The sequence below is a fragment of the Streptomyces sp. B5E4 genome, from assembly GCF_039871555.1.
In the GTDB taxonomy this organism is placed as follows: domain Bacteria; phylum Actinomycetota; class Actinomycetes; order Streptomycetales; family Streptomycetaceae; genus Streptomyces.
This window is the reverse complement of the sequence record NZ_JBDPMI010000034.1, coordinates 26,374-44,692: the sequence shown is the minus strand read 5'-3', so window position 1 is coordinate 44,692 and position 18,319 is coordinate 26,374. Positions and strand designations below refer to the sequence as shown.

At 70.5% G+C, this 18,319-nt stretch carries 21 protein-coding genes and 1 tRNA gene; 9 read left to right on the top strand and 13 right to left on the bottom strand.

The window, feature by feature from the left end; all coding sequences use genetic code 11:
* Window positions 1-39: 39 nt before the first annotated feature.
* The 5 genes from iolC to ABGA99_RS31110 all read right to left on the bottom strand — a co-directional run bounded on the left by iolC (window position 40) and on the right by ABGA99_RS31110 (window position 5,304).
* Window positions 40-1,017: a 5-dehydro-2-deoxygluconokinase gene (iolC, locus tag ABGA99_RS31130; protein WP_347583961.1), complete on the bottom strand. Its 978-nt coding sequence runs from the start codon at window positions 1,015-1,017 to the stop codon at window positions 40-42.
* A gap of 17 nt (window positions 1,018-1,034) precedes the next feature.
* Complete coding sequence (locus ABGA99_RS31125; protein WP_347575154.1) at window positions 1,035-1,859, bottom strand: carbohydrate ABC transporter permease; 825 nt, start codon at window positions 1,857-1,859, stop codon at window positions 1,035-1,037.
* Window positions 1,856-2,758: a sugar ABC transporter permease gene (locus ABGA99_RS31120; protein WP_347583935.1), complete on the bottom strand. Its 903-nt coding sequence runs from the start codon at window positions 2,756-2,758 to the stop codon at window positions 1,856-1,858. The genes ABGA99_RS31125 and ABGA99_RS31120 overlap by 4 nt, the downstream gene beginning before the upstream one ends.
* On the bottom strand, window positions 2,758-4,140 hold the full coding sequence (locus ABGA99_RS31115; protein WP_347575325.1) for an extracellular solute-binding protein: 1,383 nt from the start codon (window positions 4,138-4,140) through the stop codon (window positions 2,758-2,760). The genes ABGA99_RS31120 and ABGA99_RS31115 overlap by 1 nt, the downstream gene beginning before the upstream one ends.
* A 63-nt stretch (window positions 4,141-4,203) precedes the next feature.
* A complete protein-coding gene (locus ABGA99_RS31110) occupies window positions 4,204-5,304 on the bottom strand; it encodes a PfkB family carbohydrate kinase (RefSeq protein WP_347583934.1) in 1,101 nt (366 codons plus the stop codon).
* Window positions 5,305-5,422: 118 nt separating this feature from the next.
* On the opposite strand from ABGA99_RS31110, the gene ABGA99_RS31105 reads away from it, so the two are divergent.
* The 3 genes from ABGA99_RS31105 to ABGA99_RS31095 all read left to right on the top strand — a co-directional run bounded on the left by ABGA99_RS31105 (window position 5,423) and on the right by ABGA99_RS31095 (window position 8,334).
* Complete coding sequence (locus ABGA99_RS31105; protein WP_347583933.1) at window positions 5,423-6,181, top strand: DeoR/GlpR family DNA-binding transcription regulator; 759 nt, start codon at window positions 5,423-5,425, stop codon at window positions 6,179-6,181.
* Window positions 6,178-7,509: a 6-phospho-beta-glucosidase gene (locus ABGA99_RS31100; RefSeq protein WP_347575158.1), complete on the top strand. Its 1,332-nt coding sequence runs from the start codon at window positions 6,178-6,180 to the stop codon at window positions 7,507-7,509. Before ABGA99_RS31105 ends, ABGA99_RS31100 begins: the two co-directional genes overlap by 4 nt.
* Before the next feature lie 234 nt (window positions 7,510-7,743).
* Window positions 7,744-8,334, top strand: a complete 591-nt coding sequence (locus ABGA99_RS31095; protein ID WP_347583932.1) for a Uma2 family endonuclease — start codon at window positions 7,744-7,746, stop codon at window positions 8,332-8,334.
* Window positions 8,335-8,470: 136 nt separating this feature from the next.
* Here ABGA99_RS31095 and ABGA99_RS31090 read toward each other — a convergent pair whose 3' ends face one another.
* Together ABGA99_RS31090 and ppk2 are read right to left on the bottom strand one after the other, a co-directional pair.
* Window positions 8,471-8,599 (bottom strand): hypothetical protein, encoded by a 129-nt coding sequence (locus tag ABGA99_RS31090; RefSeq protein ID WP_347583931.1) that lies wholly within the window; start codon window positions 8,597-8,599, stop codon window positions 8,471-8,473.
* A 77-nt stretch (window positions 8,600-8,676) separates the two neighbouring features.
* Window positions 8,677-9,510 carry a polyphosphate kinase 2 gene (gene ppk2, locus ABGA99_RS31085; RefSeq protein WP_347583960.1) on the bottom strand — a complete coding sequence of 278 codons (834 nt, stop codon included), beginning with the start codon at window positions 9,508-9,510 and terminating at the stop codon, window positions 8,677-8,679.
* Window positions 9,511-10,342: 832 nt separating this feature from the next.
* Here ppk2 and ABGA99_RS31080 point away from each other — a divergent pair.
* A complete protein-coding gene (locus ABGA99_RS31080; RefSeq protein ID WP_347583930.1) occupies window positions 10,343-10,786 on the top strand; it encodes a CBS domain-containing protein in 444 nt (147 codons plus the stop codon).
* A 161-nt stretch (window positions 10,787-10,947) separates the two neighbouring features.
* On the opposite strand, the gene ABGA99_RS31075 is transcribed toward ABGA99_RS31080, so the two are convergent.
* Window positions 10,948-11,076: a hypothetical protein gene (locus tag ABGA99_RS31075; protein WP_347575161.1), complete on the bottom strand. Its 129-nt coding sequence runs from the start codon at window positions 11,074-11,076 to the stop codon at window positions 10,948-10,950.
* 116 nt (window positions 11,077-11,192) lie between these two features.
* Here ABGA99_RS31075 and ABGA99_RS31070 point away from each other — a divergent pair, with 116 nt between their 5' ends.
* From ABGA99_RS31070 to ABGA99_RS31060, 3 genes are all read left to right on the top strand, one after another.
* Entirely contained in the window at window positions 11,193-11,357 is a 165-nt protein-coding gene (locus ABGA99_RS31070; protein ID WP_347583929.1) for a hypothetical protein, read from the top strand.
* Window positions 11,358-11,563: 206 nt separating this feature from the next.
* Entirely contained in the window at window positions 11,564-12,652 is a 1,089-nt protein-coding gene (locus ABGA99_RS31065; protein ID WP_347583928.1) for an amidohydrolase family protein, read from the top strand.
* Window positions 12,653-12,779: 127 nt separating this feature from the next.
* The gene (locus ABGA99_RS31060; RefSeq protein ID WP_347583959.1) at window positions 12,780-13,295 is read left to right on the top strand and encodes a selenium-binding protein SBP56-related protein; all 516 of its coding nucleotides are present in this window, start codon (window positions 12,780-12,782) and stop codon (window positions 13,293-13,295) included.
* Here the strand turns inward: ABGA99_RS31060 and ABGA99_RS31055 are convergent.
* The 3 genes from ABGA99_RS31055 to ABGA99_RS31045 all read right to left on the bottom strand — a co-directional run bounded on the left by ABGA99_RS31055 (window position 13,189) and on the right by ABGA99_RS31045 (window position 15,642).
* Complete coding sequence (locus ABGA99_RS31055; protein WP_347575165.1) at window positions 13,189-13,608, bottom strand: hypothetical protein; 420 nt, start codon at window positions 13,606-13,608, stop codon at window positions 13,189-13,191. The genes ABGA99_RS31060 and ABGA99_RS31055 overlap by 107 nt on opposite strands.
* 122 nt (window positions 13,609-13,730) lie before the next feature.
* A complete protein-coding gene (locus tag ABGA99_RS31050) occupies window positions 13,731-15,233 on the bottom strand; it encodes an MDR family MFS transporter (RefSeq protein ID WP_347575166.1) in 1,503 nt (500 codons plus the stop codon).
* A gap of 341 nt (window positions 15,234-15,574) precedes the next feature.
* Window positions 15,575-15,642 (bottom strand) — tRNA-Tyr (locus ABGA99_RS31045).
* A 208-nt stretch (window positions 15,643-15,850) separates the two neighbouring features.
* On the opposite strand from ABGA99_RS31045, the gene ABGA99_RS31040 reads away from it, so the two are divergent.
* Both ABGA99_RS31040 and ABGA99_RS31035 read left to right on the top strand, forming a co-directional pair.
* A complete protein-coding gene (locus ABGA99_RS31040; protein ID WP_347583927.1) occupies window positions 15,851-16,309 on the top strand; it encodes a GntR family transcriptional regulator in 459 nt (152 codons plus the stop codon).
* A gap of 1 nt (window position 16,310) precedes the next feature.
* The gene (locus tag ABGA99_RS31035; RefSeq protein WP_347583926.1) at window positions 16,311-16,874 is read left to right on the top strand and encodes an HD domain-containing protein; all 564 of its coding nucleotides are present in this window, start codon (window positions 16,311-16,313) and stop codon (window positions 16,872-16,874) included.
* Here ABGA99_RS31035 and ABGA99_RS31030 read toward each other — a convergent pair.
* Both ABGA99_RS31030 and ABGA99_RS31025 read right to left on the bottom strand, forming a co-directional pair.
* Window positions 16,862-17,335, bottom strand: a complete 474-nt coding sequence (locus tag ABGA99_RS31030; protein ID WP_347583925.1) for an NUDIX domain-containing protein — start codon at window positions 17,333-17,335, stop codon at window positions 16,862-16,864. The two genes, ABGA99_RS31035 and ABGA99_RS31030, sit on opposite strands and share 13 nt — an antisense overlap.
* Before the next feature lie 3 nt (window positions 17,336-17,338).
* Window positions 17,339-18,052, bottom strand: coding sequence for an XRE family transcriptional regulator (locus ABGA99_RS31025; RefSeq protein WP_347583958.1), 714 nt, complete (start codon window positions 18,050-18,052; stop codon window positions 17,339-17,341).
* Window positions 18,053-18,319 lie beyond the last annotated feature (267 nt).

The window sequence follows — 18,319 nt, the reverse complement described above, 5'->3', positions numbered from 1 at the left end:
CTACCCTGGGGCGGGTGCGTGGGGGAGGTGGGGGTGGGGTCACGCCTGGCTCTCCGCCGCGCGCAGCCGGGCCTCCACCTGTGCCGCCGTGGGCATGGCGTCGGAGCACGCGAGTTCGCCCGCCACGTGGGCTCCGGCCGCGTTGGCGAAGGCGATGGTGCGGTCCAGTTCCCAGCCTTCGAGCATGCCGTGGATGAGTGCCCCGCCGAAGGCGTCGCCGGCGCCCAGGCCGTTGACGACGTCCACGGGCACCGGTGGCACTTCCGCTTCGGCGCCGTCGCGGTGGACGGCGAGTACGCCGCGGGGGCCCTGCTTGACGACGGCCAGTTCCACCCCCGTCGCCAGCAGGGCCCGCGCGGCGGCGCGCGGTTCCCGCTCCCCCGTCGCGACCGCGCACTCCTCCAGGTTGCCGACGGCGACGGTCGCGTGGGCCAGCGCCTGCCGGTAGAACCCGCGCGCCGGGCCGTCGGCGGACGCCCCCGCGCCCTCGGGCCAGAACATGGGCCGCCAGTCGAGGTCGAAGACGGTGTGGGCGGCCCGGCCCCGTGCTTCGAGCGCCGCGAGGGTCGCGGTGCGGGAGGGTTCTTCGCTGAGCCCGGTGCCGGTCATCCAGAACACGCGGGCGGCGCGTACGGCGTCCATGTCCAGCTCGTCGACCGCCAGGTCCAGGTCGGGTGCCTTGGGGTAGCGGTAGAAGTAGAGCGGGAAGTCGTCCGGCGGGAAGATCTCGCAGAACGTGACGGGTGTGGGCAGTCCCGGTGAGGTGCCGACGAAGTCGGTGCCGACCCCGTATCCGCGCAGTGCGTCGCGGATGAAGGTGCCGAAGGGGTCGGCGCCCGTCTTCGTGATCACCGCCGCGCCGTGCCCGTAGCGGGCGGCGGCGACGGCGACGTTGGTGGCGCTTCCGCCGAGGTATTTGCCGAACGTGCTGACCTCGGCCAGGCCGACGCCGGTCTGGAGTGGATAGATGTCCACTCCGACCCGCCCCATGGTCACCACGTCGTACGGCTTCGGCACTGCCACTCCCAACTCCCTTATTCCTTCACTGCTCCGGTGAGCATTCCCTCGATGAACCGCCGCTGCAGCGCTATGTAGACGATCACCACGGGCAGTGCGATCAGCACGGCCGCCGCGGCGAGCAGCGAGGTGTCGGAGGTCTGCTGTCCCTGGAAGAACGCCAGCCCCAGCGGTACGGTGCGCAGTCCTTCTTCGCTGATCATGACCAGCGCCATCAGGAACTCGTTCCACGTCCACATGAAGGTGATGACGATCATGGTGGTGATCGCCGGCCGCCCCATGGGGACGAGGACCCGCCACAGCGTCGTGAAGCTGTTCGCGCCGTCGACGCGCGCGGCTTCCACGACGGATTGTGCGCTGTTGCGGAAGTAGGTCCGCATCCAGAACACGCCGAACGCGAGGGACTGCGCGGTCTGCGGCAGGATGAGCGCCCAGTACGTGTCGGTGATCTCGTAGTGCCGCAGGTCGAAGTAGAGCGGTACGACCAGCGCTTCCTGCGGCAGCGTGAGGCCGATGACGAAGACGTAGAACAGCACGTTGGAGCCCGGGAAGCGCATCACGCCGAAGGCGTACGCGGCCAGGATCGACAGCACGGTGGCGACGGTGACCACCGCCACGGCGACGAGGACGGAGTTCCCGAGGTAGGTGCCGAAGTTGCCCTGGCTCCAGGCGTCGGAGAAGTTGCTCCAGTTCAGGCCGCCTTCGGGCAGCGAGAATCCGGTGTTGAGCGAGCCCTTCTCGCCGAACGCGGTCGACAGGATGCCGATGACGGGCGTCAGGGAGATGACGGCGAAGATCGACAGGATCCCGTACGTGAAGGTGCGTTCGATCCTGGTGCTCATGAGCGCCGCCCTTCGACGAGCCGGGAGACCGTGACGGTCAGGGTGAAGATCAGCACGGTGAGCGCGACGCCCACGGCGGCGGCGGAACCGACCTGGTTCAGCTCGAAGGCGCGGTGGTAGACCTCGTACGCCGGTACGGAGGTGGCCTCTCCGGGGCCGCCGCTCGTCATGACGTAGATGAGGTCGAAGTTGCGCAGTCCGGCGACGATCGTCAGGGTCAGCGCGACGGCTATCTCGGCGCGCAGCGCCGGCAGCGTGACGGCGAAGAACTCGCGGAACGCGCCCGCGCCGTCCAGCCGCGCGGCCTCGTACAGCTCCCTGGGGATGCGCTGGGCACCGGCGAGGAAGAGCACGAGACACAGACCGGTCATGACCCAGGTGCCGACGATGCCGACGGCGGGCAGTGCCCAGTCGTAGTCGCCGAGCCAGGGCCGGGCCAGGGAGTCCAGGCCCACGGCGCGCAGGACGTCGTTGAGGAGCCCGTCGGGCGCGAGGATGGACTGCCACGCGACGCCGACGACGACCATCGCCAGCACCTGCGGCAGGAACAGCACGGTGCGGAAGAACGTCATGCCCCGTATGCGTATCCGCGACATGGCCGCCGCGAGCAGCAGGCCGATACAGACCGGGAGCGCCGAGTAGAAGATCAGCAGCACGAGCGCGTGCCCGAAGGGGGCGCGCAGGGACGGGTCGGTGAATATGTCGGAGTAATTGGAGAACCCGGCGGAGGTGGCCCCGGTGAGGCCGTCCCAGTGCAGGAACGACAGCCAGACGGACTGCCCGAAGGGGACGAGCAGGAACAGCGCGTAGATGACGAGCGCGGGCAGGACGTACAGGTATCCGACCGCGCGTGGTTCGCCCGGCGCGCGGCGGCCGTAGCCGGCGGTGAGGGACTTCATCACGACCCCGCAGGCTCGGAGCCGGCGCCGTCGCCGCGCTGCTTCTCCATGAACGGCCCGTAGTCGTCCTGCAGCGTCTTCGCGAAGCCGTCGGGCGACGTCTTGCCGGCGATGAGGTCCTGGAGTCCGGCGGAGACGGTGTCGTAGAACGTGGGCGTCGAGTAGTCCAGGTACGGGACGAGGCCGTCGTCGGCGTTGAGCCGCTTCCAGGCGGCGATCATCTGGCCGTCGGGGCTCTCGGGGTCGACTTCGTCGGCCGCCTTGCCGGGTACGGCCGGCAGCACGCCGTTCTCGGTCATCACGTCGGCGGCGTGCTCGTTGGTGATGAAGTCGAGGTAGGCGGCGGCGACGTCGGGGTGCGCGGACTTGGACGTGACGGACCACGAGAGGCCCTGGCCGCCGGTGGTGGTCGGGTTGCCGCCCTCGCCGGCGGGCGGCGGCGCCATGACGCCGAGGTTGTCGCCCATGGGCTTCTTGAGGTCGGCCTGCAACCAGGTGCCGGCGATCAGGTACCCGCCGTCGCCGTCGGCGAACTGCTTGTAGGAGTCGTCGTAGCCGCGGCCGTTGGCGTCCTTGGGCAGGTAGCCCTTGTCGATCCAGTCGGCGAGTTCGGCGGCGGCGTCCTTCGTGTACGCGTTGTCGAAGCCGTCGCCGCGGCCGAGGACGGTGTCGCGCGCCTCGGCGGCGCCGTGCTGGTCCTGGAGCACGCCGAAGTTGTGGATGGCGGGCCACTGGTCGAGGTTGCCGAACTGGATGGGCAGTTCGCCCTCCTCCTTGAGGGTGGCGAGGCTGTCCGTGAACTCCTTCCAGGTCTTCGGCGGCTCGATGCCCGCGTCGGCCAGCTTCTCCTTGTTGTAGTAGACGCCGATGAACTCGCCGGTCTGGGAGACGCCGTAGAGCCTGCCGGTGCCGAACTGCTTGCCGTCGGCGGAGACCCGGTTGAGGTTCAGCAGGGTGTTGGGATAGCGCGTGTTCCAGTCGTACAGACCCGCGTAGTTGTCGAGCGGCATGAGCAGCCCGGCCTGCACGAAGGCGACCATGTCGGGGTAGCCCTGGTTGGCCTGGACGATGTCGGGCGGCTTGTTGCCGGACAGCGCGAGCTTCAGCGTCGTCTTGAGGTCATCGAAGCTCCGGGAGACCCGCTTGATCTTGACGTTCGGGTACTTCTCCTGGAACTCCTTGTTGAGCTGCTCGATCTCGGCGTTGGTGCCGCCGCGGACCTCCTGGTCCCATACGGTCAGCGTCACGTTCCCCGCCTTGGCCGGGTCCGGTAGGCCGCCCGCGCCGCCGGCGCCTCCGCCATCGACGGCACCGGAGCCGTCGGTGCCGGGCACGCAGCCGGCGGCTATCACGGCAAGTCCCGCGGCGAGCGCGGCGGGCACGAGTGCCTTGGTCCGCTTTCTACCGCCGCCCTTGTTGCGCAATCCCATCAGAACTCCTTCGTTCTACTCGTCCCGGAAGCCGATGGTCGGAATCGCCCGCCGGCGCGGCCGCTGCCGCACCAGGGCCGGGACCAGGCCGTCCAGGAAGTCGTAACGCCGGGCCACCTCGGCGGCGTCCGCGTCGCCTGCCTTGGCACGGGCGGCGGCCTCGATCCACCACGCGGCCACCTCCGTCCAGTCGGGCGCGGACAGCGAGCCGCCGAAGTGCTGCACGGACAGCGCGGCGGTGAGGTTGGCGAAGGCGAGCCGGTCGGCGAGCGGCCAGCCCGCCAGTGTTCCGGTCATGAAGCCGGCGACGAACACGTCGCCGGCGCCGGTCGGGTCGAGGGCGTCCACGAGCAGCCCGGGGACGTCGGCGGTCTCACCGGTGACCCCGTCGACGGCGACGGCGCCGTCGGGGCCCTTGGTCACCACGGCGATCGGCACCAGCTCGGCGAGGGCGCGTACCGCCTGCTCCGGGGAGTCGGTGCGGGTGTACTGCATCGCCTCGGCGGCGTTGGGCAGGAAGGCGTGGCTGTAGCGCAGCCCGGTCAGCGCGCCCAGGTCCCAGCGGCCGGTCTCGTCCCAGCCGACGTCGGAGAAGACCTGCGAGCCCTGCTCGTGCGCGTGCCGTACCCACTCCTCGTCCCGGCCCGGCTCCAGTGACGCCACGACGGAGCGGGCGCGCGGGAGCGTGGCGCAGACGGGGGGCGGCGCGGGGTGCTCGTGCGTCACCATGGTGCGCTCGCCCTCGTACGCCATGGAGACCGTGACCGGCGAGTGCCAGCCGGCCACCCGCCGCGACGGGCCGAGGTCGACGCCCTCGCTCTCCGACAGGCTCTCCCAGCAGTAGTCGCCGTAGAGGTCGGTGCCGAAGCTCGCGCAGAGCGTGGTGCGCAGCCCGAGGCGGGCGAGCGCGGTGGCCATGTTCGCGATGCCGCCCGGGCTGGAGCCCATGCCGCGGGCCCAGTTCTCGCTGCCGCGCACGGGCGCGCCTTCGAGTCCGGTGAAGACGATGTCCATGAACACGGTGCCGGTGAGGAGAACGTCGTGCTCAGGATCGCCGGGAGCGCGTGTGCCCGCCAGCGGGTCGATCGCTGTGCGGACCGCCGAGGGTGTGCTCAACGGCGTGCCCTTCCTGCTCGTGGTTCACATTGAGCGACACCTTGCACCGCCGCGACGGATTTTGCAAGAGGTCACTCACACTCGCGCAAACTCGCTCACGTGGAGTACATTGCGGTCCATGCTGCGAGAGACGCGCCACGAGAAGCTGCTCAGCATCCTCGGCGACGAGGGCGTGCTGCCCGTCCGGGAGATCGCCAAGCGACTCGGCGTCAGCGAGGCCACGGCCCGCCGCGACCTCACCGAACTGGGCCGCGCCGGCCGCCTCACCCGGGTCTACGGCGGCGCCGTTGCGGCCCGCGCGGACGACGAGAGACCCTTCGCCGAGGTCGCGGACGACGACCCCGGCGGCCGGGAGGCGGTCGCGACCCGCGCCGCGGAACTGATCGAGGACGGCGACGTGGTGCTCCTCGACATCGGCACCACGACGCTGGCCCTGGCCCAGCGGCTGCGGGGCCGCCCTGTGACGATCGTCACCAGCAATCTCGCGGTCTACGAGGAACTGCGCGACGACCACGCGGTCACGTTGATACTGCTCGGCGGCGAGGTCCGGCGGAACTACCGCTCGGTCGTCGGCGTACTCACCGAGTCCAACCTCCGTGAGCTCTACGTCGGCCGCCTCTTCCTGGGCGCCAGCGGGATCCTCCCCGACGGCAGCGTGCTGGACAGCACCCACGTCGAGGTCCCCGTCAAGCGCGCCATGATCAAGGCGTCCCGGCAGGTGGTGCTGCTCGCCAGCGCCGGCAAGTTCCCCGGCGACTCGGGGCTCGTCCGCATCTGCGGCCCCGAGGACGTGCACATGCTCATCACGAACACGTCATCGGACCCGGTGACCCTCGCCGCCTTCGGCGAGGCCGGTGTGGAGGTAATCACGGTATGAGGCTGACAGTGCTGGGCGGCGGCGGGTTCCGCGTGCCGCTGGTGTTCCGGGCCCTGCTCGAAGACAGCGGCGACGAGTCCGGTCGGTGCACCGAGCTCGTCCTGTACGACACGGAGCCACGGCGCCTGGAAGCCATCGGCGCCGTCCTCGCGCAGCACGCGGCGGACGGGGCGGCCAGAGGCGCCCGGCCGCCGGCGGTCCGTACCACCACCGACCTCGACGACGCCCTGCGCGACACGGACTTCGTCTTCTCCGCCATCCGCGCCGGCGGCCTCGAAGGCCGCAGCCGCGACGAACGCGCGGCGCTGACCGAGGGGTTGCTCGGCCAGGAGACCGTCGGCGCCGGCGGCGTCCTGTACGGGCTGCGCTCCGTACCCGCCGCCATGCACATCGCCGAGCGGGTCGCGGCCGTCGCCCCGAACGCCTGGGTCATCAACTTCACCAACCCCGCCGGCATGGTCACCGAGGCCATGCAGCGCCTCCTCGGCGACCGCGTCATCGGCATCTGCGACTCCCCCGTCGGCATGGCCCGCCGCGCCGCCCGCGCGCTGGGCGTCGACCCGGAGCGCACCGAGCTGGACTACGTGGGCCTCAACCACCTCGGCTGGCTGCGGCGCATCCTCGTCGACGGCGAGGACCGCCTCCCGTCGCTGCTCGCCGACCCGGCGACGCTGGAGTCCTTCGAGGAGGGCAAGCTCTTCGGCGCCGAGTGGCTGCAGTCGCTGGGCTCGCTGCCCAACGAGTACCTGCACTACTACTACTTCAACCGCGAGGCCATCGCCGCCCTGCGCGACGCCCCCGCGACCCGCGGCGAGTTCCTGCGCGAGCAGCAGGCGGCGTTCTACGCCGCGGCGGCCGCCGACCCGGCCGACGCGGCGGCGGTGTGGGAGCGCACGCGCAAGGAGCGCGAGGCGACGTACATGGCGGAGAGCCGGGAGAGCACCGGCGGCTGGCAGCGCGACACGTGCGACCTGGACGGCGGCGGCTACGACCGGGTCGCGCTGGCCCTGATGCGCGCCATCTCCCGCGACGAGCACGCCACCCTGATCCTCAACGTCCCCAACCGCACCACGATCCCGGGCCTGGACGCGGACGCGGTCATCGAGGTGCCCTGCCGCGTGGACGCCCGGGGCGCCCACCCGATCCCGACGCGCCCCGCCGCGGCGGACCAGCTGGGCCTGATGCTGACGCTGAAGGACGTGGAGCGCGCCACGATCGCGGCGGCCGACACGGGCAGCCGCGCGAAGGCCCTCCGGGCGGTGGCCCTGCACCCGCTGGTCGACTCCGTGAACGCGGCCGACCGCATCCTGACGGCCCGCGGCATCTGACACCCGGGCCCGGGCCCGGCAGGGGCCAGGCCCGGCACGGGGGCGCCGGTCGGCGGGACCGGCGCCCCCGGCGGGCAGGTCCCTGCCGGGCCTCCGCGGGATCCTCTCTCCGTCCACGCCGTGGCCGCACGTCAAGCCCGCGGTTGTAGGTCACTCGTTCGAGGGGCAAGATCGGCGTTCCCGGTGGGTACGCTGGTCGTACGGGCGAGGATCCGTCGTATGGGAGCACCTGCTATGAGCGTGGCACCGAAGAAGCCGGAGCACACGACCCCGGCATGGCCGATGCCGCCTTCCGGCGGCTATACGGCCGACGACCTGGACACGCTCCCCGACCTGCCTCCGCACACGGAGCTGATCGACGGGAGCCTCGTTTTCATGACGCCGCAGAGTATTTTCCATTCGGAGATCATCCTGATCTTGCAGAACGGCCTACGGCGTACGGTCCCGGACGACCTGAAGATTCTGCGTGAGGTGACGGTCGTGCTCGGGGAGCAGCAGCGGCCCGAACCCGACCTCATCGCGGTCCGGAGCGAGGCGGTGACCAAGCTGGAGCAGACCAGTTGCCGCGCCGAGGACGTTCTCCTCGCCGTCGAGGTCGTCTCGCCCGAATCCGTGGACCGTGACAGGGAGACCAAGCCGCTGAAGTACGCGAAGGCGGGTATCCAGCACTTCTGGCGGATCGAGAACAAGCGCAACCATGCGGTCGTGCACGTCTACCAGTTGGACGACGCCACCCGGAATTACATGCTCACGGGGATTCACACGGACCGGCTGAAGCTCACGCTCCCGTACGAGATCGACATCGACCTCACCCTCGCGTACTGAACGCACACCCAGGTCGCCCGGCCACCGCCCCGACCGCCCCGGCGGTAGCCGCGTACCGCCGAGGGTGCGCGTACGCCGCCGGCTGAGAGCCGGCATCGCGCGATAGCCGCCGTACCGGCACCGGCCCGCCCTCCGATCAGGGCCGGCAGACCCGCGTGACCAGAATCTTCCAGCCCTCCGCCAACGCCTTCAGATAGCCGTCGTCGGTGACGCCCGCCCCGCCGACGGTCTTGCCGCGTTTGCGCGTCGCCTGGGCCGCGATCACGCGGACCGCGCAGGGCCGGGCACCGGCAGCAGCGCCGTACGGGGGTGGCCTTCGACGGTCTCGCGGCGCACCGCACCCTAGCGAGGGGGCAGGAGCGTGGCCGCGTGATCGGGCACATACGTCTGGAGATCTCTTGGGGGCCGCCGGTACCCGGTGGACGCGGGCCGTGGCGGCAGCCGCAGCCGCGGCGGTTCGACCTCGCCGTACGGCACGGTCGACAGCAGATGGGCGATCATGTTGATGCGCGCCGAGCGCTTGTCGTCGCTGTCCACCACGTACCAGGGCGCCTCCCGGATGTCGGTGCGCGTGAACATCTCGTCCTTCGCCCGGGAGTACGCCTCCCAACGGGTGAAGGACTCCAGATCCATCGCGGAGAGCTTCCAGCGTCGCGTCGGATCGTCCAGCCGCCTGCGCAACCGCGCCTCCTGCTCCGCGTCACTCACCGAGAACCAGTACTTGCGCAGCAGAATCCCGTCCTCCACCAGCATCCGCTCCACGACGGGACACTGATGCAGAAAGCGCTGGTACTCCTCCGACGTGCAGAAGCCCATGACGCGCTCGACGCCTGCCCGGTTGTACCAACTGCGGTCGAACAGCACGATCTCTCCCGCAGCCGGAAGCTGCTCCACGTACCGCTGGAAATACCACTGGGTGCGCTCACGCTCCGTGGGCACCGGCAGGGCGACGATACGGGCGACGCGCGGGTTGAGGTGCTCGGTGACCCGCTTGATCGTGCCGCCCTTCCCGGCCGCGTCACGCCCCTCGAAGACCACCACAAGCCGCTCGCCCTCGGCCCGCACCCACTCCTGGAGCTTGACCAGCTCAGTCTGGAGGCGGAAAAGCTCATCGCCGTACACAGCCCTCGGCAGGCGGCCAGGCACCCCACCGTCTGACCGCGCACCCCCTTCCATCCCCTTCTTCCCGCGCATCCCGCTCGCCTCCCGCTGCTTTCTCCGGACGAACCGGCGGACGGATTCAGCATGACCGGTCCACCGACGGCACGCCCACCGAGCCTCGCGCGGTGTGCGTTTGTCATGCGTGCCGTGATGGTGAGGATGACCTTTGTGAAGGGGCGGTGTCGGGGCCAGGGTCGCAGGCGTCGGCGATGTGTCCGGTGGAAGTGGGCCCGGAGAGAACGGGGCCTGCCACTCCGGCGCCGCGAGGGCAAGCTCCGGGTCGGGTGCGAAATCCGCGCCGATGGCCTGGGTGCCGCTGGTCTTGTGCGTCCCCACCCCGGAGGGGTCCGGCCTCGTCGTCCTGGCCGTCGCGGTGGACACCGGAGGGTCCACGACCCGGCTCGCCGGGCCGGGTGCCGAGCTGGGCGACGCCGCCCTTGCTGCGATGCGGTCCGGGGATCACGCATGTGCCCTGGCGTCGACCGCGCGGCGGGCGTAGTCCAGCACGGCCGCCCGCAGCGCACCGACGAGTTCGTACTGCCGGCCGGCCGCCCCGGCGGGAGCCACGCGGCGACGGCGTCGCGCAGGGCAGCGAACGTGTCCGGGATGAAGGTTTCAACCGCAGTGGCCATGGTTGCCAGCGTGCCCAGCAGGGCCACCAGACCCGGATGTCCGTCCAGCACGGGCGGAGGCAGTTCCCCTTCCGAGCGGCGATACGGCCTCGTTTCCGTACCGGTCACCAGTTTGGCGGCGCGTGTGTCGCCCGGCGGGCCGCGGGCCCGGACCATGGCGGTGCGGGAACCTCACCCGTACACCCCCCTGCGTACCTCTCGACAGGAGACCCACGATGGCCGCTCCCACCACCGCGCGTACCGCCCGCGACCTCATGCACGAAGGCTGCGAGTGCATCGACTCGACCGAGTCGGTCGCCATCGCCGCCGCGAAGATGCGTTCCATGGACGTCGGCTGCCTGCCGGTGTGCGGCCAGGACGGCAAGCTCGCCGGAATGATCACCGACCGCGACATCGTGGTGAAGTGCGTCGCCCAGGGCCGGGACATGACGACCTGCATGACCGGCGAGCTGGCCGAGGGTCGCCCGGTGTACGTGGACGCCGGCACCCCGGTCGAGGAGGTGCTGCGCACGATGGAGCAGCACCAGGTGCGCCGCGTCCCGGTCATCGAGGACCACCGGCTCGTCGGCATGATCAGCGAGGCCGACCTGACCAGGGGCCTGACGGACGAGCAGATGGCGGCCTTCTGCCGCGGCGTGTACGCGGGCGGCCACCACTGACCTCCGTACCGCAGTCCACGTAGCCGCCGCTCACCCACGTCCTGCCCGACCGCACCGTCAACCGGAGCCGGGCGAAGTCCCGCCGGCCCGGCTCCACGCCTGAACGCCCCCCGCCGGCGCCGCAGCCAGGCGCCGCGCCGTCGGCGTTCTCTTGCGAAGGCTCAGGCCGCGAGCGGAGTGTCGCCGACGTCGACGACCCGGAAGGGCAGGTGATCGGAGACGCCGACCACGCCGTCCACCGAGTTGCAGAGCCGCACGATGACGGGGATCAGGCTCCAGGTCTCGATCACCCCCGCAACTCCACCTGGGCGTCCCGTACGGCGACGGACACGCCCGTGTTCTCGTATGGCTGCACGGGGCGGGCCGGGACCACTCCACCCCCTACCTGCGCCGGGTCCTGGCCGACATGTGGCAGGCGGATCTCACCGTGATCGAGCGCGAGTTGACGCCGGCGGCCGGCCCGCCCGGCACGGAGGCGCTGCGCGAGGAGGCGACGCGGGAGCACGGGGAGGCGCTCCGGGCCGCGCGGGGCGCGGGGCGGGTCCCGGCGGACGCGGTGGCCCGGGTGTGAGCCCCGCGGCCGGCCCGCCCGCGCCCCCGCGCGTACGTACGGCACGGCGCCGTACGTACGCCCCTCCCGCATCGCGGGCACCGTGCCCGTAACCCGTTCCGGTTGTCTGTCCCGTCACGCGGCGGGGCGCCCTCCCGCTCACCTCCCGGTGATCACACAATCCCTTCGTCTTCACTCCACCCGCTCCACCGCCGAAGGGGATCCGTGTGCCGTACGTGAGTCGCAGGACCGCCGTCACCGCCACCACCTGGCTCGCCGCCGTCGTCGTCCTCGGGCCCACCGCCGGGTCCGCCGCGTCCGCGGCCGAGGAGGACTGCTTCGACCGCCGCACCGGGCCGTACACCTCGGTCGTCGACGGGCACCTGCACTTCCGGCCCTTCGGGGGCGAGGCCGTTCCGTTCCGCGAAGTGGTCGGCTACCTCAAGCGCACCGGCGTACGGCACGCCGGGGTCTTCGGCATCGGGCAGAAGCTCCCCGCGGACTCCCCCTGCACGTACTACCTGAACTGCCCCGGCACCCCCGTGCTCCCCAGCATGAAGAACGACTTCGTCAACGCCGAGAACGTCGTGGAGCACAAGCAGGAGGACGTCGACCTGGCCCTGTCCATGACGTACCCGGACCTCGCCCACCCCGGGACCGTCATGGACGGGATGCGGCAGCTCGACAAGGAGTTCCCCGGGATGTTCCAGTGGATGGGCGAGGTCAACCTCATCAAACAGGCCCTCCTGCCCAACAGGCACGAACCCGCGGACGCGGCGGACATCGTCGCCTGGGCGCCGTTCATGGACGAGCTGCGCCGGCGCGGCATGCCCATCACCATCCACTCCGACCTCGGCAACGACCGGGATCCGACGCAGTTCCTGCACCTGATGGAGCGCGTGCTGAGGCTCTATCCGCAGAACAAGGTCGTCTGGGCGCACATGGGGCTCTCCAAGGAGCTGTCGGCCATGGACCCCGACGAGCACATCGGCATCATGGAGCGGCTCCTGGAGCGCCACCCGAACCTCACGCTCGACCTGAGCTGGCGGGTGCTGGAGGACATGTACTTCGGCAGGCCGGGGGTGCGGGAGAAGTACGCGGCGCTGTTCGACGCGTATCCGGAGCAGGCGATCCCGGGGACGGACTTCGTCGCGTCGCGGGACAAGAACTTCGGGATCTACAAGGAGGAGCTGGAGGTGACCAGCCGGATCAACAAGGCGATGGGCGACGAGGCGTTCCGGCGGATCGCGCTCGGGCAGAACTACTTCGACCTGCTGGGGATCAAGGAGCGCGCGCCGGAGATCTGCGAGGCGTAGGCGTACGGGAACGGCGGACGCGGGCGGGCGGCAGTCGGGCCGGCGGTGGGACGGGACCTGCTGGTCGCCGTCGTCCGCCCGGCCCTGCCGCCCGCCCCGTTCCCCGCGGGGGTCCGGGTCCCGGCGCCTGTTCACCCTCGGCACCGATCCGGCCTCCGCGGCACCGCGATCCGGCCGGCGGGGACTTCACCGTTCGCGAGGTCATCGCCATCCCCGCCGAGCCCGCCGGCCCGGGGGGACTGCCGCCCGCGCGCCGCACCCTTCGGCGCCGCAGACGCCGCTGTCGGGCGGGCCGCAGATGGTCGAACTGAGCCGCGACGGACGGCGGGTGTACCTGACGAACTCCCTCTACGGCTCCGGGGACGACCAGTTCTACCCGGACGGCGTGGAGCCGTGGCCGATCGGACTGGACGCCGGCCCGGCGGCGGGCGGCCTGACGGTGGACCGCCGGTTCTTCCCGCACGGAGCGCACTTCCGGGGCCGCCGCGTCCACCAGACGCATCTGCGGGGAGGGACGCGTCGTCGGACTCGTACTGCTACCGCTGAGGGGCGTCCGGCGGCGGGGTGCCCGACCGGATGTGAATGCCCTCGGCGGCGTGGAAGTCACGCCCCTGGACGACGGGGCCGTGGACCCGGCCGCTGACGCTGTTGCTCACCGAGCCGGCGCCGTCGCCCGGCAGCGGCGGCAGCTCCTCGTGCCAGGTCCGCAGCGCGGCCCGGAACTCCGCGTCCAGCGCGGCCCGTACGGCCAGCGCCGTACTCAGCGCCTGCGCCCGCGCCTCGTCCTCCGGCTCCTCGGCGAGCCGCGTCAGCTCCACCTCCGCGGAGCTGCCCCCGGCGGCGGCGTCCCCGCCGTCGCGCCGGAACGGCATCCGCACCAGCCGCACGAGACCCGCCCAGGCACCCCGCCCGATCTCGCCGCCGGCCCCACCGGCGAGCGCCACCAGTAACCCCACAGAAACCGGATCCACCCGAACCACCCCATCCCCGGGTACGCCACGTCCCTCAAGAAGAGCGACGCACCGGCGCCCCCGCCGGGTTCCCGCCCCTCCCCGGGACGGAGATTCCCGACCGCCCGTCAGGCGGGGACCCGGTCGTCGGGGGCGGGGGCCTTGTCCGGCTCGGTGCCGGCAGCGGAGTCGTCCTCAGGCGGGGTCTCGACCCGGCGGGGGAGCGTGGCGGCCAGGGCGATCATGACCACGGCCAGGGCCCCCGCCACACCGAAGGCCAGCTTCATGCCGCTGACCTGGGCGGGGATCGGGGCCATGCCGTCGTCCACCAGGCTCGTGGCGCGCGACGACATCACCGTCACCACCAGCGCCGTCCCGAAGGCCGCCGCGACCTGCTGCAGGGTGCCGAGGACGGAACTGCCGTAGGAGTACAGGTGCGAGGGCAGCGCGCCCATGCCGAGGGTGAAGACCGGGGTGAAGGTCGCCGCCAGGCTGACCATCAGCACGACGTGCAGAAACAGGATGAGCGCGTACGGCGTCGTCGTCGAGATCTGGGTGTAGCCGAGGAGGGCCGCCGCGATGCCGGCCGAGCCGGGCACCACCAGCCCGCGGCTGCCGAAGCGGTCGAACGCCTTGCCGACCGTGGGGCCCAGCAGGCCCATCGCCAGGCCGCCCGGCATGACCAGCAGGCCGGTCTCCAGCGGGCTGAGGCCGCGGGCGTTCTGCAGGTACAGCGGCAGCAGGATCATCGAGCCCATCATCGCCAGGAAGCCGACGGACATCACGGCCAGCGACCGGGTGAACGCCCCGTACCGCAGGGTCCGCAGGTCCATCAGCGGGGTGCCCGTCCGCTGCAGCCGGAGCTGGCGGACGGCGAAGAGGCCGATGGCCACGAGGCCGGCGGCGGCGATACCGATGCCGAGGCTCCTGCGGTCGTGCTCGCCGATCAGGCTCAGCCCGTACACCAGGCCGCCGAAGCCGAGCGTCGCCACGGCGACGCTGACCCAGTCGATGGAGCTGACCTGCGGCTCGCCGACGTTCTCCAGCCTGCGCAGCCCGAACACCGTCACCAGCGCCGCGATCGGCAGCACCACGACGAACAGCAGCCGCCACGAGCCGGCCTGGAGGATCACCCCGGACACGGTCGGCCCCAGCGCGGGCGCGGTCGACATCGCCAGGGTGACGTGACCCATCACCTTGCCGAGGTGGTCCGAGGGCACCACGGCCATCAGCGTGGTCATCAGCAGCGGCATCATCACCGCCGTCCCCGCGGCCTGCACGATCCGGCCGGCGAGCAGCACGGCGAACGTCGGCGCCACGGCACACACGACGGTGCCGACGAGGAAGGTGCTCATCGCGACGGCGTACGCGCGGCGGGTCGTGACCCGCTGGAGGAACCAGCCCGTGACGGGGATCACCGTGGCCATGGTGAGCATGAACGCGGTGGACACCCACTGGGCGGCCTGCTCGGTGACGTCCATCGACTCCATCAGCCGCGGGATCGCGTTGATCATGATGGTCTCGTTGAGGATCACCACGAACGTCGCCAGCACCAGCAGCCGCACCACGGTCGGCGTCCGGCCTTCCGCGGCCTCGTCTGCGGAGAACCGTTTGGTCATCGCAACTCGCACGTCAGCTCCTCGCTGGGGTTCCTGATCACAGTCACCTCGCAGCCGGGGGCCGCGGACTGGATGGCTCGGTGGTTCCACCAGGACAGACCGGCGGACACGCCGGAACTCATCGGCCTGTCGAGAGTCGCACGTCCCAGGGCGCCCCGCCGCTGTATTTCGCCCCGGTGACAGCGGTGCCCGCACACGCCGACAAGCGCAGATCAGGGACGGGCGGGGGCCGGGAGGCGGCAGCGGAGGAGCCCGCGCATGCGGGGAGCACCCTTGCGGGCGACGCCTTCCTGACCCGCCGCGGACCGCGGCCGCCCCTCCATTTGGCCGAAAATGCCAGCTCAGATCGCTTCTGGAGCCCCCTGTCGGATTCGAACCGACGACCTACGCTTTACAAGTTGTCCGATCGTGATCCGGGGGCGTCCGTGGGCGTCCGCGCCATAGGCCCTGCCCCTGCTCAGAGCTGACGCCGGACGCAGGTGGACGACGGCGGACAGCCGCGGAACCAACGGCAATCGAGACCGCGATTGAGACCCTGCTGACCTCGTCCCTCGCCGCCCCACATTGACACTGGGACGTGCGACTCTTGACCCGTAGAGCGTGGCCTAGGCCAGTAGAAGGGGAGACGAGTGGCGGACCAAGCGAGCGCTCGGGGGACTTTCCTGGAGATCGCGGCAGAGGTGAAGGGCGAGATTGCGGACGATCCGGAGATGACAAGGCTGCCGACGGTCGCAGACCTCATGCAGCGTCGCAGGGTCTCGCGTGGAGTCGTGCTCCGGGCCTTCGACGTGCTCCGAGAGGAAGGCATCGCGGAACCTGTGCCGGGTGGACGCTGGCGTGTCATCCGGGCCGGCGAGCAGATCGACCGCCGCCCGCTCGACGAGCGCATCGCAGATGTCATCAGGGCTGATGGGCTCGCAGCGGGGGAAGCATTTCCTAGCGCCTCTGCTCTGGCCGGGCGGTTCGGAGTCTCACGCCCCACCGTGACCAAGGCGCTCGACAAGCTGGAAGCCGCCGGCGTGCTAGCGAGTGAAGGTCAGGGCAAGGCGCGGACCGTCCGCGCCGTACCTGCCCAGGAGGAGGGTTAGATTGTCGGACCTGGTGGAGTGGGCCTATCCGCTCGCCGAGTCGCTGCTTGCCGACCCGCTGCCGCGCCGGTGGGCGCACTCTCAGGGGGTGGCACAACGGGCGCGCATCATCGCGCCCGTACTCGGGGAGGACGCCGCGCTGCTGGAAGCGGCGGCGGTACTGCACGACATCGGGTACTCGCCAGACCTGGCCAAGACGGGCTTCCATCCGCTTGACGGAGCCCGCTATCTCCGGGACGTGGCCAACGCCGACGAGCGGGTTGTGAACCTGGTCGCGCACCACTCCTGTGCGTGGATGGAAGGGGATGCGCGCGGTCTGCGCGACGAGTTGGAAGAGTTCCCTCGCGAGCGTGCGCACCTGAACGACGCCCTGTGCTTCTGCGACATGAACACAACGCCGGACGGCACGCCGACGAACCCCATCGACCGAGTGAACGAGATCGCCGGACGGTACGGACCAGAGAGCCTGATCGGAAAGTTCATCCGGCGAGCGGAGCCCGAGATCCTCGCGAGCACGTCGCGGGTGCTCGAACGGGTCGCTGCTGTGAAGCGTCAGCCGATGTAGGGAGCCGCCCGGGTCCGGTCCGTAGCGTGCTCGATTCGGAGCCGCATCGTGGGGTGGATGTCGAGCTGCGACAGGTCCGCTGGGTCGACCCAGCGGACCTGTGTCGTCTCGTTGCTGGTACGCACCTCGCCGCCGACCGGCCGGGCTCGAAAGCAGATGCTGAACTGCTGACGAACCTCGCCGTCGTCGTACTGCATCAGGTGCCCAGGATCCGTGTAGATCCCGGACATGTCGACCACCTCGGCCTTGATGCCTGTCTCTTCCCAGACTTCGCGAACCACGGTGTCAGAGATCGACTCGCCTACGTCGTGTCCACCACCGGGGAGAGCCCACCGGCCGTTGTCGGACCGCTGGATCATCAGCACCTGTCCCGCGTCGTTCTGGACGAACGCCACGACCGATGGCACCACGGAGTTTGCCGGCGGGGCGTCGGGGTCGTGAAGGTAGTCGATGCGTCCCATGCCTCAAGCTCCTGTGATGTCGTGCTCGGTCACTGGCCTTGCGCCTTCCCAGGTCTGCTGAACGCTGTTGGCGAACGTGTCGAAGAGCCCCCCGCCGGGGAGTCGCCGCAGGTGGAGCACCGGGGCCAAGTAGGCACCGATACCGTACACGTGCGTGTTCACGAGCATCTCGTCATCCGCACGGTAGACCGAGTTGTAGAGCACGGTGTCGTGCAGCCGGAAGGCGATTTCGGGGTGGCTGGTGAACAACGGGCGGTAGTTGAACAGTGCGTTGCGGATCTTGCCGTCCATGATGCGGTGTCCTTCGTCGACCCCGCGGCGGATGACGGCTTCGCACTCGGGATCGCCCATGAGAACGCGAATGTCGACCTTCCGCGCCTGCGCCTTGAGGGCCGACAAGAAACGCGGATCTTCCGCTAGGCCGATGCCTGCGTAGACGAGGATGTCGATCTGCCGCGTTGCGCGTTCGCACATCTGCCGCCACAGGTCCGTCGGGACGACATGGCGGTGGGGATACGCCGTAAGGATCTCCGCTTTGCACAGGTCGGTGGCGCTGTCGACCGCGCGCGCATCGTCCCACAGCGTCGTTACGTCGACCTTGAGCAGAGACGCGGTGGCGTACTGATGGCGCCGGTACGGCACCTTGCCCTTCGTGATCCATCGCTCGACGGTCTTGGGGTTCACTTCGATCGCTTCTGCGAGCTGCTGCACAGTCATGTTCTGCGCTAAGAGAGCCGACCGAAGGCGCTCGTTGGACATCTGCACCCCCGAGGGGACTTCTAGGGACCTCTTGACGGTAGCGAGATCCACCCGAGGTGTCCACGTATGGGGTGACCAACTCCCCTGACCTGCACCGATTCTGATGGTGCACCAAGAAGTCCCGGCACAAGACCAGGAAGTTCGGTCGGTGCGCTTGACCCTCCAATGCAAGACCTGTAAAACAGGTACTACAACGCCTTGAAGGTGCCCCGCCCCGGGGCCCCT

Excerpts from the sequence above, each read along its gene's own strand:
- ABGA99_RS31095 (WP_347583932.1), top strand. The coding sequence starts at position 7,744 with ATGAGCGTGGCACCGAAGAAGCCGGAGCACACGACCCCGGCATGGCCG.
- ABGA99_RS31100 (WP_347575158.1), top strand. The coding sequence starts at position 6,178 with ATGAGGCTGACAGTGCTGGGCGGCGGCGGGTTCCGCGTGCCGCTGGTG.
- ABGA99_RS31025 (WP_347583958.1), bottom strand. The coding sequence starts at position 18,052 with ATGACTGTGCAGCAGCTCGCAGAAGCGATCGAAGTGAACCCCAAGACC.
- ABGA99_RS31030 (WP_347583925.1), bottom strand. The coding sequence starts at position 17,335 with ATGGGACGCATCGACTACCTTCACGACCCCGACGCCCCGCCGGCAAAC.
- ABGA99_RS31125 (WP_347575154.1), bottom strand. The coding sequence starts at position 1,859 with ATGAGCACCAGGATCGAACGCACCTTCACGTACGGGATCCTGTCGATC.
- ABGA99_RS31070 (WP_347583929.1), top strand. The coding sequence starts at position 11,193 with ATGTGGCAGGCGGATCTCACCGTGATCGAGCGCGAGTTGACGCCGGCG.
- ABGA99_RS31120 (WP_347583935.1), bottom strand. The coding sequence starts at position 2,758 with ATGAAGTCCCTCACCGCCGGCTACGGCCGCCGCGCGCCGGGCGAACCA.
- ABGA99_RS31080 (WP_347583930.1), top strand. The coding sequence starts at position 10,343 with ATGGCCGCTCCCACCACCGCGCGTACCGCCCGCGACCTCATGCACGAA.
- ABGA99_RS31105 (WP_347583933.1), top strand. The coding sequence starts at position 5,423 with ATGCTGCGAGAGACGCGCCACGAGAAGCTGCTCAGCATCCTCGGCGAC.
- ppk2 (WP_347583960.1), bottom strand. The coding sequence starts at position 9,510 with ATGGAAGGGGGTGCGCGGTCAGACGGTGGGGTGCCTGGCCGCCTGCCG.